This window comes from Methylicorpusculum oleiharenae, assembly GCF_009828925.2.
Lineage (GTDB): Bacteria > Pseudomonadota > Gammaproteobacteria > Methylococcales > Methylomonadaceae > Methylicorpusculum > Methylicorpusculum oleiharenae.
Window position 1 is genome coordinate 4104201 of record NZ_WUTY02000001.1, and the last position, 14723, is coordinate 4118923.

Below are 14723 nucleotides of genomic sequence, written 5' to 3' on the forward strand. Positions count from 1 at the left end.
GCGTCCGCGGCCGTCCTTAGTCGGCCAGCGGGGTCAGGTCGGGTTCGTGATTGGCGGATAGCATGATCAAGCCGCCTGCGCCAAATTCGGCAACAGTTGCGGCTTGATTTGCTCCAGCCAGATGCTAAGCCGTTCATCGGTCAAATGCGGCTGGCCGCGCTGATCCAAAACCAAGCCGACGAACTGGTTGTCGATGATGGAGGCCGAATATTCGAATTGGTAGCCTTCGGTGCTCCAGCGGCCGACCATTTTGGCACCATTGCCGTAAAACACCTGATACAGTTTGATCAAGGAACTGGCGAAGCGCGATGCGTAACGCTCCTGATGGCCCAAGCCGAAGAGGGCAACCCGCTTGCCGCTCAGATCGGCATCGTCAAGGTAGGGTAAGAACTCGGCCCAATTGGCTTCCAGGCAACCCGCCGCCAGACCTGGCAAGTCGCCGACGCCGTAACTGGGCGTACCCAAGATCAAAGCGTCGTACCGCAGCAGTTCGGCGGGGCTGGTGCGATTGATGTTTTTGGGCTTGTCAGCTAACTCTTCGCCCAACAGGCCATGAATTTTTTTGGCCACCAGGCGGGTGCTGCCGGTATCCGTGCCGAAAAAAATGCCGATTTTGCTCATAAGTCACCTGTCATCGAGTTTGCTGGGTTAGGCCAAGCTGCCTTTTATTTCAAAGCAGCAAATTTCGATCCAGGTTTTGAAGAATCAATGGGAATATTTTTTTATTAAATATCAGTTATTTGTAGCGGATGTTGATCGGAAAAGCTGCGGGCAAATGAGGTCATGGCTACAATTGCAGGGCAAATGCAACAATTGCCCTACCCGGTGTGGACTCCGGCCGTCCAGCAAACTGGAAATCTGGCCTTTCAAGTCCGGGTTGCGATCGGCTTCGAAAAACAGGTTGAGCACAATGCCAGATGAGTAGAGGAGCGCTCGACGAACAAGCGCATGAAATAATCGGGGGGTCAGAATAAAGTTATATTTTCAGGCTTCTCGATCGATGCGGTTCGTTCCTTACCGCATCCTACCGTGCTAATCACTCGGGTTTAAACGTGTTAATTAACTGTTATCCTCTTTTCGGCATTGTTGTTCCAGATGCGGTAAATCTTCGGTTAAATTGCCAGCTCGATAGGCTTCCAAAGCAGTGAGGGGTAAAGTCTCAACAGTGGTCAATAAAGTCGTGTTTCTCTGCAATAAATTTCGTTTGACCCCGTCTCCGGCCGATCCAGCAATAACGACATCAACATAATGCAAAGGATGACGATTACCATCGCCACGCACATGCCATTCATGAAGACTACCGGCATCTGTCAGGTCAAGTGTCCACGCAAGGCTTGGTTCCGACGCGTCGGAAACCACGTAAACTAGCCATCGTAAAGCTCTCCCCGCATGAGGCGCAAGGTTTCCATCGTCTCCGACAGCCAATGCAATCAGTTTTTCGGTCATTGTAAAAATTCCTCGTAAAAATGAAATTTGTTGGGAAGTAGAACGCTTCGCCAGGAATAAGTCAACTGCACGTGAGCTTCAATGGTTAATAGGAAATTCATTAATGGCACCGGCCTACTGAAATAGTAAACGCCGACCGAATGTGTGCCCTCAACCGTAAAAGTAAGCGTTATTTTTTGTTACAAAGCCAACAAATTCATCGAGTTCGTATCTGATCGTAACCGCTAAATCCTTGACTATAAGATCTTTTCAGATTGGCACTCGTCTTGCTGCGCTCAAATAAAGCCATTTCCGACAGTAAAAAACGCATGCCTAGATTCCCTGTAAAAGTGGCGGTCGCTAGCAAAGAAGGACTAGCCATTAGCGAGCATTTCGGCCACACCAAACAATTTCGCATCTACGAAGTCAGCCCGGAAAGCTGCAAATTGCTTGAAATACGGGAAGTCTCCAACTATTGCCTGGGCCAACAGGGAGACCAGTCCGCAATGGTGGGCATCCTGGAGGCTATCAAAGATTGTCATGCCGTATTCATCGCTAAAATTGGAGAAGGACCTATTGAAAAATGTCAGGCCATCGGAGTAAAAGCGGTTTCAGATTTCGCCTACCAAGCCATCGAAGCTTCATTAATCGATTATGTCAGTCACTTAGACACCTCTGAGGCAACACCATGAACTTCGTACAAGTTCAGACTTGGGTAAAAGCCCACCCCTTGCATCCCTTGCACATCGATTGCGCCACTGCCGTCATGCTAAAGATACTTGACGGCAAATGCAAAATGCGCGAAGGCGAAAAACGCGTCATGACTATGCTTTATGATGCCATCAAATCGTTTCCGGGTCAGGTTTTGGAAAGTTCTTTGCATTCCTTGATCGATTCGGCGCGTCATCATGACGACGAAGCACTGAAGCTGTTGATTTATGAAAAAAGAGTATTGGCGGAAACCGCGATTTCCCGCCCGGTAATGAAAGGCTTTAAAACCATGATCAGGCAGCAAGGCTTATTGGATGGCGCCGACGATGACGATGACGAAGCAGAGCAATGAATCCGACGATCGCGTGGGCATGAGGTAACATCATGACCAGCTATGCCATCGGAAGCGTGCACGGTGACTACCCCGCCTTGATTCAGCTCCTGCAAAAAATTGGTTACGAAGCGGATACCGATCGCTTGGGGTTTGCCGGCAATCTCGTCAATAGCGGCCCAGATTCGCTGGCCGTGCTCCGTTTTGTCAAGAATCTTGGCAAAAATGCCGTTACCGTATTAGGTAGCCAAGAACTGCATTTGCTCAGCGTCGCCGCGGGCATCGTGCCCAGTCGAACCGACGATACGTTTGACGACATACTGGCCGCTGAGGATAAGGACGAACTTTTGAAGTGGCTGCGCCAACGCACCTTGATCCACCACGATTCCAAACTGAATTTTACGATGGTGCATGCCGGGATACCGACCGAATGGACGTTCAGCCAAGCGTTGACCTTTGCTTACGAAGTAGAATCGGTGCTTGTCAGTGGGCAGTACATTGCATTTTTAGAAAACCGGCGCCAAGACCAAACTCGCTGGCACGCCAAACTGACCGGCTGGAAACGCACGAATTTCATAACCAATGCATACACAGCAATGGCTTACTGCACGGACCAAGGCAAACTGGATTTTAGGGAGCAGGGCCCGATCTACCAACAAACTTCACCGTTAGTGCCTTGGTATCGGTTACCGAATCGCATCACCGCTCATCTGAATATCGTTTTCAGTGACGAAGTCAGTTTTGAAGATTCGGTCTTTCCAGGCATTTTCCCGTTGGCGTGTCAAACGGTACTGTCAGCCTTAAAATTAACGTCCGATCCGGAAGTTTTCAGCATCGAACGTAATAACGGCTTGCCAGAAGCGATTTGAGTCGACCTTGACTGGGATAAAAGTGGCACCCAAAAAATGAACGTTTACGGGATATGCAACCGGGATCGCAACTCAATATCCCAACGCTCAGATCAGGCCTCCCAATTCAATGACTTTGCTACAACCGCTGGTTCAATCACCTTACGAAACGTCAAATTAATCCGTGGGTAAAGAATCCCATGCTCTATCGGCACGCTATGCTGCCAATCGCGTTGAAAACCCGGGTACATGATCAGCAGACTACCGGCCGATAACAACACGCTCTCGGTGTTCAGCGTTCGATTGTGCCGGCATGAAAAGGCTCGAGTGACGCCCAGACTCAAGGACGCGATACACGGCGACTCGCCGAGTTCCTGCTCGTTATCGGCATGCCAGCCGACGTGATCTTCGCCGTTCCGGTAACAGTTGACCAACACCGCATTGAAAGCCTGCTGTAATTTGGCTTCCACGTCGGCGCGCAGGCTCGATAGAACGGAGTTCCAAGGCCGAGTGACGAGCAAATTGTTACTGTAATTGTAGCGGATGCCGGCATCGGCATGCCAGGTCTGCAATCTCGGCAATACGAATCGGCGCCCCCCGTATTCGTATCGATTGTCCGGCCAGGCATGCTGTTTCAGAAAATAGTGCAATAATCGTGTGCATTCCCCTGCATCATAGAAATCCTCGATCAGTTCCAATTCCGAACACTGCATCAGGCTTTCGACCCTGTTTTGATATGGGCCGCGAGCGCACTGTCCATCGTCGTAACATGCAATTGAAACCATTGCGGCAAACGGTCTTTAACAAACGCGCGGCCAAAAGCCACCATGCCTTTGTCGATCCGGCTTTGAAACTGCTTGAATTCTCCCACTACCCGCTGATGCTCACCCATGTGTTCTGCCCGGGCCGGAAAACCGTGTTCCTTCATCAATTGATTTTCCCTGTCAAAATGCTGCTCGGTATGCTCGAACAATGCCTTAAATAACAAAGGAAAATCCGCGTTACTCGCAACGTCCAGTTGGTTAAGCAACCCGACGAACGCCTGGTGGTCGGTGTCGATTGCAGGATGATTTACCGTCTTGACGCTAGCCAAATCAATTAATGCCATGTTAGTTTCACCTAAACAATACCCATCGTTTCCTGGATTCTATTCCAGCCGATAGCCTTCTTCTATCATCACCCGCCTGACGATTGGCCGGGAACACATCAAGCGGTAATGAGCCAGGCAGTTTTCAGGCAACGTGATGCCTGACCTGTCTGCCCAAAATTCGATATAAAACAAGGCCGCGTCAGCGATACCAAAGCGTCCCATGGCGTAACCTTTGGCCGACAATTGACCGTTCAGAATCTCGAACCCACGGTGGATGATGTCCAAACCCTGTGCTTTGACCGCTTCATGATCGGCCGGATTCAGCGTAAATTTGTCGGTCGTAAAGATTCGGGCAAAGCCCTGTCCGTGCACCGTCCCGGTAGCGTATGCGATCAACTCGATGGCTTTCGCTTCGTCGTCGATATCTTCCGGCAACAAACCGGCCTTTGGATAACGTCTTGCCAGCCACCAAGCAATCGCAGAGAACTCCGTCAAGGCACTTCCGTCGTCTTTTTGCAGAACCGGAATGGTGGCCTTCGGATTAATCGCCAAATAGTCTGTCTTGTGTTGATCCCCCGCCAGCAGATTGACAATGTGGGCCTCGAATACCAGCTCGAGCTCTTCGAGCAAAATATGGATACCTGTCGAGCAAGAGCCGGGCGTCATGTAAAGTTTCATCGGCATTCTAAAAAGAATTCGTTAGCACTAAGTGCGAAATCGCGCCATTGTTCGGCGACTTCGCGTTTGACTGCATCGATATAGTCGTCGCTAGGTTTATGCTCGTCCGGGAAGTTGGATAGTGCACAGGAAGTACGGTGCATGTCGACAACGAACAACAAAAATTCGTCTACAAAACCATCGAAAACGGGAATCAGGCGCCGGGTCAATGATGACATGCCACGATCGACATCGACTGCTCCGCCGCTAAATGGCAAGCTTTGCAAGTAGGCCAAGGCATCCCGATACGTTTCGGCAAGCACGTCCACCACATTGTTCTGAAAACACCCGTTCCACTGCTGCCTCGACAAATTCCCAGCCAAACGTTGTTGATAAGTTGTTTTCATACCGGATTTACGCTGATTCAAATAATCCCGGAACTGCACCATGCTGACGTCGTTACGCTGGTCTAGCGACATGCTGGGAACCTCGCTGTAAACAAAAACAAAATACATTCAATATCGGGGCCAATGCGGGATAAATCGAATACATACCCAAACCGTCGACTCGAAAAGAGTTGAAGCAGTAAGGAATTTGGTCGATACAGACCCCCTTTGTGATTGGAGAGAATCTTGTTCTCAGAGGAGCGATACTACGAAATGGAAGTAAAAATAGCGCTGAATTGTCTCGATCACGACAATTTCCGATCGACAAAACAGCCCTTGGTTTTTTAAAGCGATAGCTCGTTCTGAGTTTGTCGATGAACGAAGGATAATCCGATGAACAAGTCAAATAGCGGTGAGGACTAGGCGCCGGAGTTGGTCTCCTCTTTCGAATACCCTGTTAAGCTTTCGGCGCCTGCCGATCTTACGCCGGAAAACTCGACGCTCAATAACCAGCAAGTTGTCAGTCGGCATGACGAGATCGGCTTGCCTTGGTAAACCGGCTCCGTCTGCACCATTCACGAAGTCTTCGAAATCTTTGATACAACTCAACGGATGTGGTTGTTTCAACCAATCATCGAAGTGAGCCCTGTTATCACTGGTGTAATCGCGATCTTGATTTTGAAAGGAGTCATTCATGCCAGGAAATGAATCGGCCGAAAAATATGTAAGGCAGTCGGCCATCACCCGACCGTCGGGGTTTCTATTTAATTTCAATAGTTAAGGCATCCTTTGACTCAGTTGACTGTCCGGTATTCGGCAAGCAAATTGCCATTATCACTGAGTCACTACAGCCACTTTGCGAAATTCAATTTTTTAAGGTATGGCGGCTACAAACCTGAAAGCTGTCGTTCAATGTCGTAAATCACTAGCAGTAAAAAAATGCAGAGTAAAATACGAGTGGCGCAGCTTTTGGCTGGAGACGCTTATGCATTTTATCTTTAAGTGTAATTCTTTCTAAGAAATCCAGTCGATTTTACACGAAACGATACTATTTATTGTTTCAAATGAAATGACTATTTTGCCTTCTTCTTCCAGTAACAGAAGTTTCTCCACTGCTTGCTCGCGCCCCATTTCAAGTGCCTTTGGGTATTCTTTAACTACGCTATTAAAGCTTCTAATTAATTGATTTCGTTTTAAAGTATGAACAGAATCTGGTTCTCTGCTGATATTTTTCATTTAATGGATCACCCTTATCTTCATAAGCATTTCAATTTATTAGAGCATGTTAGTTGAATCCCCGGAAAGTTTCAGTATGTCATCGGCGAAAAGCGATTATGGCAAATTCACTACCATTGAATCAGAAGTTGCGACCACTCACAAGGGTCGGTTGAACTCAGTGAAGACTGGCTGTTTTCAGGAATCGGAATTCAATGACAGCTTTCCGGCGATTAATCTGAAGAGAACTCGGTCTCCAGGCGACCCATTTTTGCCACTCGGACTTCTCCAAACCGGGCAATCAGCCAATCCCATTTTCTGCGAACTCGAGGGCTACAAAGCCGCCGTTGGCGACCTCAACCAGACGGCCATAACCGGCCGGTCAGAGTCACTATCCAAAATTCAATAACTAACGAGGCTTCGCCTCAGACCAACGAGTCATGGTGGCGCTAAATTAAAGTTGGGTGGACCCCGTTGGCGCGTCGAGTATGGTAAATTTACCATGCTCGGTATTAGATCGCTGAGCGATCGGACCTATAAGGTCAAATAATAAAAAGCCAACGGAGTCCGCGGTTATGGTATCTCAAAACGTTGCTGAAATAATCAAAAATCATGTTGTCCTGGAAGTGGAATGCATTAACCGGATGTATTTGAATGGTTACGTACCAGAGCTTCAGACAGAAGGCGGTTTCGTTCATTTCGTGCGCAAACACTTGGGATTCCCCATTGCATCGACGGCGGTCATCTCGCCGTTGTCCCAGGCGGTTATTCATGCGATAGAGGTGTTTGCCAAAGACCAGCATGTTGATTTGATCACCTTCGATAAAAACCAGCGCAAGGATGACGTCACCCAAGACTATCTGGCTCGCGCCTCTTTTGCCGAAGGGGTGTTGTATATTGGCAAGGCTCAGGAAAAAGCCGCTGTTTTCCGGACGATTCATAAACGTAATGCCGAAACCGGCAAGTCCTATCCCTGGATCAGCCGCGGCACGGCCTTGCCGAACCATTACTACTTCTATCTGCTGGATGAAGACTTCGGCCCTCTGTTCATCAAATTCTGTTCTTACTTTCCTTATGCCATCAAGGTCTGCATCAACGGTCATGAATGGGTCAAGCGCCAATTAGCCAAAGAAGGCATTGCCTTCGAAGCCTTGGATAATGGTGTGCTGTCCTGCTAGAACCCCGCGCGCTTACAAGAACTGTGCAATTCGCTCGATAGCGAAAAAATCGACGCGGTGTTTCGCAAATGGCTCGCCCGCTTACCTCATCCCTACCGACCCGAAGCGCGTGCGGCCGGTTATCGCTATGAGTTGTCCATACTCCAGGCCGAGTTTTCACTGACGCAGGTACTTGACTTTCCCCGCACAGGGCGGAAATTCTTTGAACAAGTGATTCGTGAGAACCTGGATATTGGTCGGCCCGATCAGGTGCAATTGATCTTTAACCGGCGCGTGACCAAACGCACACCGGGTTGTTTTCGCACCCGCGTACTGACCGAAGGGGTTGTGCCATCCCTGTACGCACAATACAAACACACCAAGATCAAACAGTACCATAAAGAAGGCCGGGCGCTACGCACCGAAACCACCATTAATAACACCTACGATTTGCCATCGGCCGCAAGCTGTGCAATCTGCCCGCCTTGCGGGAGATCGGCTTTTCAGCCAACCGTCGTTTACTCAACGTCCAAACTCTCAGCCATGACTGTTCGATCGGCAAAGCACAATTCCACTCGGTGATTCAACCGATCGTCAACGAAAAACAACTGGCCAGCGCCCTTCATTTTGGCGATCCTCGCGTACTGGCTTTAATGTCTGCCTTGTGCTTGTTTGAATTATTACCTGAAGGCTTCCGGAATGCAGACCTGCGGAACAAAGTGGCGGAGCTGGTTAATCACGATCCCAGCACATACTCACAAGGTAGGATGACCTATGATCTCAGACGACTGCGGCTACATGGATTGATCGAACGCCAGCCCCATTCGAATCGGTATCGTGTGACTCAAGACGGCATACGGATCATCCTATTTTTTACCCGAGCCGAGGCCCGGTTTTTCAGCACCGTGCTTGCCATCGAACAACCCTTGACGTCCGGGCAAGCTCCTCGTGTTCTTGTTCAAGCCAGTCAAGCAGTCGACAGGCTTATTCAGGAGGCTAAATTGACCGCATGAAAACTTGACTCATTTTTAAAGATCTTTATGACTTAAAGAGCTCTATCAATTACAATGAAAATCTAAAAATTGAGCAGGTGCTGGGTAGAAACGTTAAAAACGTTTCTACCCCCATACTGTGGATTTATCGCGCTGTGTGCAACTAGGAAGAATTTTGTTCCCGACAAAATTTACATGACCACCGTTCCGTCGAGCATGTTGCAGCCAGCTTGCATAAATGGATTCAGGCGCCATAAAAAACCAATGACCCAACCCAAATACGCTGAATTGTTAAAAAATACGCAAAAGCTTTGGCAGACGGTTTGGGGATTGATACCTTCGCCTGAAACGGAAGGCCGGTTGTTGGTGGCCTTAGACGACTGCATCAATCCCAAGATAGGAAAAACATCTTCGGTTGCGAAACGATCTTTGATCATGCCGCCAAAGCCAAAAATACTTTCTATCCAGAGCCACAAGTATTCAGGATTACTTAACAATATTCACCGAATCACATCCAAAAAAAGTAAACGTGTTGCCATTATCTGTAAATTTTCCTTTGATACAGGTTTTGGTATCTCCCGAAACCAAACCAGTACCTTGAACCGGAAAGTGGAAAACAGCATCAAGATCTTTATCCTTTGTTTTTTCGTCTAACTCATAGGAGTCTTCAATATGCATCTTGCCGTGGGCTTCTATTGCGCCATTATCAAAACTTGCCAGACTTTCTATCCCGTAATGAACCGTAAGCGGCAGGATGGCTTGGGCATTAAACGCTATTGGGTTTCCGTATTCACCTTGCTCCGTGGTTAATACAGCAACCGGAATTACGCCATTTTGTTTCGTGTTTATTGAGTTAGGAAAGCTTTTCGGTTTATTGTTGATGGTCACCGGCACCGCACAATCGACCTCCAATATAAATGCTTTGGTATTGTTTGACTCGATATTGGTGGATTCGTGAGGCTCGATTACCGCCGCCGAAAGAGGCTCTATCGAGCTCGTAAACGTTGCCTTATGCAATCCCGGTTCCAAGCAGGTAATAGTGTAAGTTTGATTATTCATTCTTGGTGATCCGACTAAAAGGCCAACCTCTTGTTGGTCCGATACACCCGAAGGTGAAATACTTATTCCTTGTGAAATACCGGCTACTTGTTGATTAAAATGGGCATCTATCCCTTTTTCCTCTTCAGGGGGAGCCGGTTTTGTTTCCGGCCCATTATTATCGATGATACTTTGAATTATTAAGTCAATGGGTTTTCCCAACAAAACGAATGGCGGTTGATCGACAGCCGCTACCGATAACATTTCCAGGTCGGAATCAAAGCATTCCGGATCTTCAAGTTTATCGACACAAAACGTATGGATGACCGGCTTTAAGTCGACAACGATATCAGAATTGCTGAAGGTATCGGCAATTGCCGCATGACTAGCATCGGGATCGAACGAAAAATTGATTGAGCCTTGTGCATTGCTTTGTAATTCTTCGCTATCCGTACCATCCGAATTATAAACCCGCACCCTTAATAGACTGGGCAACGTGAAATTTTTTGAGTTGGCATTATAGACATTGAAAACATCGACTTCCACATCACCCGGGCTATCCGGATAGCCACCAGCGGGCTTAAGACTGACAAAGCCCGAATCATAAAAAACGGGCGCAGCACTATCAAAAGTCAAATTAAGAACGAAAGCTTTTGCAGGATTAGCAGGGTAAAACTCAATTACCGGTATCGGGCTTAAGTTAGGCTGATGTGTCGCATAAGCATTGATGGTACTGAAAACAAACAACTCGATTAAAAGCACCATGCGTAAAATAATTTTGGTTCGAGAAAAAACCGAGGATTGGGTATTAAGTATTATGTTCATTTTTTCTCTCCTTAACAGCCCGTGCAATTGATAAAAACGCCGTTGATTCGCCTGTTATCAAGGAACTGAGGCAATTGATTATCGACCATCATATCTTTAGCAGGCGGATCGAAGGTAAAAAAGGTTTGTCCGCTTGTACTATTGGCTTCACTGGCAAAACTTTGGCAAGTTTTTGTACCTCCATTGGGATCCGTGGCTCTGTCTGTTTCACACGATTGAAATGTCATATACAAATTTGGATTTACCAATGCTTGCCAATAACCGCCGTCACAAGAACTATTTGGATTTGCACCGGGCCTGGTATAGCAGTATTCATCCGCTAAACCGAACAGGGCATGGCCCAATTCATGCACAAATGGAGTAAAACCTACGACCGGTTGAAAAGGGACCGGCATGCCGTTAACAAATTGAATCGTTTGAACACTTGCAATACCATTACCTGCGCAATCTCTCAAATCATTTCTGTGTAAAATGACCCCGGAATTGCTGAAGGTATAATCAGTATTCCAATTATTGGGGGTATTATTATCACAGACCGAATTTTCAAACCCGCCTGCCAAACCTGTATCTTGGGCAATCCAAAAATTAACCAGCCCTTGGTTGTCCAGCAATACTAAACCCGACTGGTAATAGAGTTCGATCATGTTTTGCACATCCTGCAGGAAATCGCCATCCATCGCGCCGGTAAAACTACTATTGTCCGGTATCAGCACAATGTCTTGCCGGGTAGATTCAAAGCCCGTTTTGATAAGGGGTACGGCTCTGCTATTCTGCGGTAGCCCGACGGTCACAGTCCTATAACCCGAAAATGCAATTTCACCGGGATCAGGACCATTAGGATTTCCATCATTGTTTTCGTCATTCAGAGCAGTACAGCTGTAGTTAAAGTCAGGCCCATTAAAAGGACCGGCCGTAAAGACTGAGACAGCTGTGTTGGTTTCTTCGAGTACCGATGAAGTGGTGCCTTGTGTGATTGCTATTTCATCCACCACCCTGGGTTTTAGATTATCTGCTATTGCGATGGCGGTAATTTTCACCTGCTGTCCCGGTTGAGGCCAAATGGGCTCATGGATGCAGAAGATATGCACCCCGGAGCTTTCATTAAACCCGACAATTTCGACAGTAAATTCGATTGTGGCATTGCCGTCGGCATCCCCATTTCCTGAACTAGACAGACTAACGCCGCAGCTGCCGGATACTCCTCCGGTGAAAGTACATGTCGTTAAATCCAAGGTCAGATTGAGATTGCTTCCAGGACCATTAAAAATATCAGCCTGATCATCACCAAAATTAAAACCATCATCATCATCGAAGATTTCTATCATGATAGGAATAGTGCCTTTTGTAGGATCGACCAATTTAGAAAAGGACCAATCCGATGCCCCTGTATTCAACAACCCGGGCTCGATAGTATCATTGCCTTCGAGCACCAGTTGGCCCGGGGTGCCATAGTTATTGGTTGTCGTTCCGTCGATGGTGACCCTGGCGTAAAAATCGGTTTCCGATGTATTGTCGAAGCTGACTTGGGCGCTTAATTTGTCTATCGTTACCTTAACTTCAAAATCAAATGCATAGGCATCTCGTATGTTAAATGGCGCTATTGAGATTATCAGTGCCAAAAAAATATTGGCTTTCACGGTCGATATCAGATTCATAAACCGTATGAACATTTGAACGGTATTAATCTGCGATTTTTTATTTGTTTGTTGTTGATTACTCATTGTTCCTCCTATTCTCGACCTGGAAGATTCATAAATCAGCCAATCTTTAGAGTTAGACCTGTTATAGTTATTTTATGATTAATGAGGCTTTATTAAGAGACCTATTATTTTCGTTTAAAATAACCCAAGAAAAACGCATCGGGTCTAGGCCAGAAATTGAGCTGATACACGCCCTCTTTAAACAAAGATAATTTATCAAAGAGGTATTTTCCGATCTAAAACGCTAAGTACGTGTCTCAAAAGTTAGCAGGAGAGCCTTTTGTTAGTCTATTGAGCATCAAATTAATCATGGCAATATGTACAAATGCTCGACTGGACTCAGTACTGACTTCATAATCCTTACTCAACCGGCGGTAGCGATAAAGCCAGGCAAAGGTTCGCTCTACGACCCAGCGACGTGGCAACAATTCAAAGCCTTTTGCCTTATCGGATCGAAGAACAACGGCCCAGGCAATACGAAAAAGCTCCGCTATACACGCACTGAATTCTTGGCCACGGTAGCCACCGTCGACCCAAATGCGTCGCAGTTTTTTGCAGCTGCCCGTCAGTGACGCCAGGATTAATTTCGCCCCTTCTCGCTCCGGCACATTCGCTGCGGTCACGACGACCAGCAACAGACCCAAGGTATCCACCAGAATATGGCGTTTACGACCCTGGATGCATTAGGTCGCATCGTACCCTTTGATACCGGCCAAAGCAGTAGTTTTGACGCCTTGACTATCAATACTGCCCGCCGTAGGATGTTTATGACGCCCCGCTTTTCACCTGACCCCTCCTCAGCGTGTCGTGAATCCGTTCCCACGTTCCGTCTTTAGCCCAGCGTCGGTAGTATCCATATACCGTCTGATAGGGCGGAAAATTATTGAGGGGCAGAAGTCGCCAGGCGCAAACGCTACGAGCGATATACAAAATAGCATTAACAATTTTGCGTAAATTCACTTTCCTGGGCCGACCACCTGGCAAGGCGGCCGGCAATAAATCTTGGATCAACTTCCATTTTCTATCGTTTAAATCGGTGGGATAGCGTTTAATCCGTGTCTTCTTGGCCATGGCAAAAATTTAAATTTTTGCAGATTTAGATAGCATAGGCGACTTTTAAAACACGCACTAAAGTGGACCCCATTGTTCAGGTGATATCTGCTTTCAAGGAACTAGTAAAAACACTTTTACACCCAAAATTCCAACTATTAGGAAAATCCGCTGGCGTGATCGTGTGAGGTATGGTTTAAAAATAATTATTCGCTTTATTTACGGTGCGCTGGTCTTGACAAAAGAGTATCTCTTCAAATGAAAATAAACAATTCGTACAAATACTTATGCCAGGACAAACGCATTAAAAAATATTAAAGAACACTAAGCTAAGCTTACTTCTTCATAATTTTTATAGACGAGTATTGTCACAATGAGTTAGTGGAGCATTTTTCATCTCTTGAAGACCCACACATTGAGCGTAAAAAGCTTCATGACTTAATCGACATTATGGTGATGAGTATCTGTGCGACCATCAGCGGCGTCTAGGGATGGCAAGGAATTGTGGACTTTGGTTATGAAAAGCGGGAATAGCTACACCGTTTTATTCCTTTAAAGAACGGGGTACCCTCTCAAGACTCTATTGCCTATGGTATTTACGCGCCTTTCTCCCGAGGGTTTTAGGGACTGTTTTATCTCGTGGGTAGCAGGCGTCAGAGAAAAAAAGAAGACGAGGTGATTGCCATAGATGGAAAAACATCACGCGGTTCGAAAGATCTTAAGCTTGAAAAATCACCATTGCATAGGGCCAACATTCCGCACCCTAAGCCAAGTAAATATGGTTTAAAATTTGGTGGACATTAACTAACGAGGCTTCGCCTCAGACCAACGAGTCATGGTGGCGCTAAATTAAAGTTGGGTGGACCCCGTTGGCGCGTCGAGTATGGTAAATTTACCATGCTCGGTATTAGATCGCTGAGCGATCGGACCTATAAGGTCAAATCGTGGATTCATCTAACAAGTGCAATTCATTTGACCAAGCAGAATCACATAACCCTGTTCTGCAGATGGTTCATGAAACGAAAAAAACAACACATCAACCTTTCGCTTACCTATCAACGGTTCACCTTGCTAAAACAAGCCAAGGACCGTGCACGAAATAACTTGAGTATTATCGCCTCTCCCCAGCCCTCTCCCGGAGAGAGTGGGGGTAAGATGTTAAATTATCTCATGCACGTCCCTAACTATATTTGTTAGTCCGGCCGGCTCCCCATGGCTCGAATTATTCGACGGACAGGTGCTCGCCTTCGTTTTGCCACAGGAAATAGACCCTGCATCCAAAATGCAGCTCTGATTAT

Annotated in this window: 19 protein-coding genes and 1 pseudogene; 8 read left to right on the top strand and 12 right to left on the bottom strand. The window is 47.0% G+C overall.

What is annotated here, in order from left to right; translation table 11 throughout:
- Positions 1–66: 66 nt before the first annotated feature.
- On the bottom strand, positions 67–621 hold the full coding sequence (locus GO003_RS18455) for a flavodoxin (protein WP_159655404.1): 555 nt from the start codon (positions 619–621) through the stop codon (positions 67–69).
- 162 nt (positions 622–783) lie between these two features.
- Between GO003_RS18455 and GO003_RS18460 the strand changes: the two genes are divergently transcribed.
- On the top strand, positions 784–921 hold the full coding sequence (locus GO003_RS18460) for a hypothetical protein (RefSeq protein WP_159655402.1): 138 nt from the start codon (positions 784–786) through the stop codon (positions 919–921).
- 138 nt (positions 922–1059) lie between these two features.
- Here GO003_RS18460 and GO003_RS18465 read toward each other — a convergent pair whose 3' ends face one another.
- Complete coding sequence (locus tag GO003_RS18465; RefSeq protein WP_159655400.1) at positions 1060–1446, bottom strand: NifB/NifX family molybdenum-iron cluster-binding protein; 387 nt, start codon at positions 1444–1446, stop codon at positions 1060–1062.
- A gap of 308 nt (positions 1447–1754) precedes the next feature.
- Here GO003_RS18465 and GO003_RS18470 point away from each other — a divergent pair, with 308 nt between their 5' ends.
- The 3 genes from GO003_RS18470 to GO003_RS18480 are packed head-to-tail and all read left to right on the top strand — an operon-like array spanning position 1755 to position 3336.
- Positions 1755–2117 (top strand): NifB/NifX family molybdenum-iron cluster-binding protein, encoded by a 363-nt coding sequence (locus tag GO003_RS18470; RefSeq protein ID WP_159655409.1) that lies wholly within the window; start codon positions 1755–1757, stop codon positions 2115–2117.
- Complete coding sequence (locus tag GO003_RS18475) at positions 2114–2488, top strand: hypothetical protein (protein ID WP_159655398.1); 375 nt, start codon at positions 2114–2116, stop codon at positions 2486–2488. The genes GO003_RS18470 and GO003_RS18475 overlap by 4 nt, the downstream gene beginning before the upstream one ends.
- 32 nt (positions 2489–2520) lie before the next feature.
- Entirely contained in the window at positions 2521–3336 is an 816-nt protein-coding gene (locus tag GO003_RS18480; RefSeq protein WP_159655396.1) for a symmetrical bis(5'-nucleosyl)-tetraphosphatase, read from the top strand.
- A gap of 92 nt (positions 3337–3428) precedes the next feature.
- Here the strand turns inward: GO003_RS18480 and GO003_RS18485 are convergent, their stop codons facing one another.
- The 6 genes from GO003_RS18485 to GO003_RS18510 all read right to left on the bottom strand — a co-directional run bounded on the left by GO003_RS18485 (position 3429) and on the right by GO003_RS18510 (position 6684).
- On the bottom strand, positions 3429–4028 hold the full coding sequence (locus tag GO003_RS18485) for an alpha-ketoglutarate-dependent dioxygenase AlkB family protein (protein WP_159655394.1): 600 nt from the start codon (positions 4026–4028) through the stop codon (positions 3429–3431).
- Positions 4028–4423, bottom strand: a complete 396-nt coding sequence (locus GO003_RS18490; protein WP_159655393.1) for a bacteriohemerythrin — start codon at positions 4421–4423, stop codon at positions 4028–4030. The genes GO003_RS18485 and GO003_RS18490 overlap by 1 nt, the downstream gene beginning before the upstream one ends.
- A 39-nt stretch (positions 4424–4462) precedes the next feature.
- Positions 4463–5083, bottom strand: coding sequence for a glutathione S-transferase family protein (locus tag GO003_RS18495; RefSeq protein WP_206444647.1), 621 nt, complete (start codon positions 5081–5083; stop codon positions 4463–4465).
- Entirely contained in the window at positions 5080–5577 is a 498-nt protein-coding gene (locus GO003_RS18500) for an amine oxidase (RefSeq protein ID WP_231089075.1), read from the bottom strand. The genes GO003_RS18495 and GO003_RS18500 overlap by 4 nt, the downstream gene beginning before the upstream one ends.
- Before the next feature lie 273 nt (positions 5578–5850).
- A complete protein-coding gene (locus GO003_RS18505) occupies positions 5851–6144 on the bottom strand; it encodes a class I SAM-dependent methyltransferase (protein WP_159655390.1) in 294 nt (97 codons plus the stop codon).
- 318 nt (positions 6145–6462) lie between these two features.
- Complete coding sequence (locus GO003_RS18510; RefSeq protein ID WP_159655388.1) at positions 6463–6684, bottom strand: hypothetical protein; 222 nt, start codon at positions 6682–6684, stop codon at positions 6463–6465.
- A 554-nt stretch (positions 6685–7238) separates the two neighbouring features.
- Here GO003_RS18510 and GO003_RS18515 point away from each other — a divergent pair.
- The 3 genes from GO003_RS18515 to GO003_RS18525 are packed head-to-tail and all read left to right on the top strand — an operon-like array spanning position 7239 to position 8833.
- Positions 7239–7841: a hypothetical protein gene (locus GO003_RS18515; RefSeq protein ID WP_159655386.1), complete on the top strand. Its 603-nt coding sequence runs from the start codon at positions 7239–7241 to the stop codon at positions 7839–7841.
- 57 nt (positions 7842–7898) lie between these two features.
- Entirely contained in the window at positions 7899–8402 is a 504-nt protein-coding gene (locus GO003_RS18520) for a hypothetical protein (protein WP_159655384.1), read from the top strand.
- On the top strand, positions 8399–8833 hold the full coding sequence (locus GO003_RS18525) for a hypothetical protein (RefSeq protein ID WP_159655382.1): 435 nt from the start codon (positions 8399–8401) through the stop codon (positions 8831–8833). Before GO003_RS18520 ends, GO003_RS18525 begins: the two co-directional genes overlap by 4 nt.
- 170 nt (positions 8834–9003) lie before the next feature.
- Here GO003_RS18525 and GO003_RS18530 read toward each other — a convergent pair whose 3' ends face one another.
- The 4 genes and pseudogenes from GO003_RS18530 to GO003_RS18545 form a co-directional block, all read right to left on the bottom strand.
- Positions 9004–9309, bottom strand: a complete 306-nt coding sequence (locus GO003_RS18530; RefSeq protein WP_159655380.1) for a hypothetical protein — start codon at positions 9307–9309, stop codon at positions 9004–9006.
- Entirely contained in the window at positions 9299–10675 is a 1377-nt protein-coding gene (locus GO003_RS18535; protein ID WP_159655378.1) for a hypothetical protein, read from the bottom strand. Before GO003_RS18535 ends, GO003_RS18530 begins: the two co-directional genes overlap by 11 nt.
- Positions 10676–10686: 11 nt before the next feature.
- Positions 10687–12396, bottom strand: a complete 1710-nt coding sequence (locus tag GO003_RS18540) for a M64 family metallopeptidase (RefSeq protein ID WP_159655376.1) — start codon at positions 12394–12396, stop codon at positions 10687–10689.
- Positions 12397–12632: 236 nt separating this feature from the next.
- Positions 12633–13446 (bottom strand): annotated as a pseudogene (locus tag GO003_RS18545) (IS5 family transposase).
- Between the two features lie 360 nt (positions 13447–13806).
- Between GO003_RS18545 and GO003_RS26665 the strand changes: the two are divergent.
- Positions 13807–13914: a transposase family protein gene (locus GO003_RS26665; protein ID WP_159655374.1), complete on the top strand. Its 108-nt coding sequence runs from the start codon at positions 13807–13809 to the stop codon at positions 13912–13914.
- The last annotated feature ends 809 nt before the right edge of the window (positions 13915–14723 follow it).

Excerpts from the sequence above, each read along its gene's own strand:
- GO003_RS18470 (WP_159655409.1), top strand. The coding sequence starts at position 1,755 with ATGCCTAGATTCCCTGTAAAAGTGGCGGTCGCTAGCAAAGAAGGACTA.
- GO003_RS18490 (WP_159655393.1), bottom strand. The coding sequence starts at position 4,423 with ATGGCATTAATTGATTTGGCTAGCGTCAAGACGGTAAATCATCCTGCA.
- GO003_RS18465 (WP_159655400.1), bottom strand. The coding sequence starts at position 1,446 with ATGACCGAAAAACTGATTGCATTGGCTGTCGGAGACGATGGAAACCTT.
- GO003_RS18495 (WP_206444647.1), bottom strand. The coding sequence starts at position 5,083 with ATGAAACTTTACATGACGCCCGGCTCTTGCTCGACAGGTATCCATATT.
- GO003_RS18455 (WP_159655404.1), bottom strand. The coding sequence starts at position 621 with ATGAGCAAAATCGGCATTTTTTTCGGCACGGATACCGGCAGCACCCGC.
- GO003_RS18460 (WP_159655402.1), top strand. The coding sequence starts at position 784 with ATGGCTACAATTGCAGGGCAAATGCAACAATTGCCCTACCCGGTGTGG.
- GO003_RS18485 (WP_159655394.1), bottom strand. The coding sequence starts at position 4,028 with ATGCAGTGTTCGGAATTGGAACTGATCGAGGATTTCTATGATGCAGGG.
- GO003_RS18540 (WP_159655376.1), bottom strand. The coding sequence starts at position 12,396 with ATGAGTAATCAACAACAAACAAATAAAAAATCGCAGATTAATACCGTT.
- GO003_RS18480 (WP_159655396.1), top strand. The coding sequence starts at position 2,521 with ATGACCAGCTATGCCATCGGAAGCGTGCACGGTGACTACCCCGCCTTG.
- GO003_RS18515 (WP_159655386.1), top strand. The coding sequence starts at position 7,239 with ATGGTATCTCAAAACGTTGCTGAAATAATCAAAAATCATGTTGTCCTG.
- GO003_RS18500 (WP_231089075.1), bottom strand. The coding sequence starts at position 5,577 with ATGTATTTTGTTTTTGTTTACAGCGAGGTTCCCAGCATGTCGCTAGAC.
- GO003_RS18510 (WP_159655388.1), bottom strand. The coding sequence starts at position 6,684 with ATGAAAAATATCAGCAGAGAACCAGATTCTGTTCATACTTTAAAACGA.
- GO003_RS18505 (WP_159655390.1), bottom strand. The coding sequence starts at position 6,144 with ATGAATGACTCCTTTCAAAATCAAGATCGCGATTACACCAGTGATAAC.
- GO003_RS18475 (WP_159655398.1), top strand. The coding sequence starts at position 2,114 with ATGAACTTCGTACAAGTTCAGACTTGGGTAAAAGCCCACCCCTTGCAT.
- GO003_RS18535 (WP_159655378.1), bottom strand. The coding sequence starts at position 10,675 with ATGAACATAATACTTAATACCCAATCCTCGGTTTTTTCTCGAACCAAA.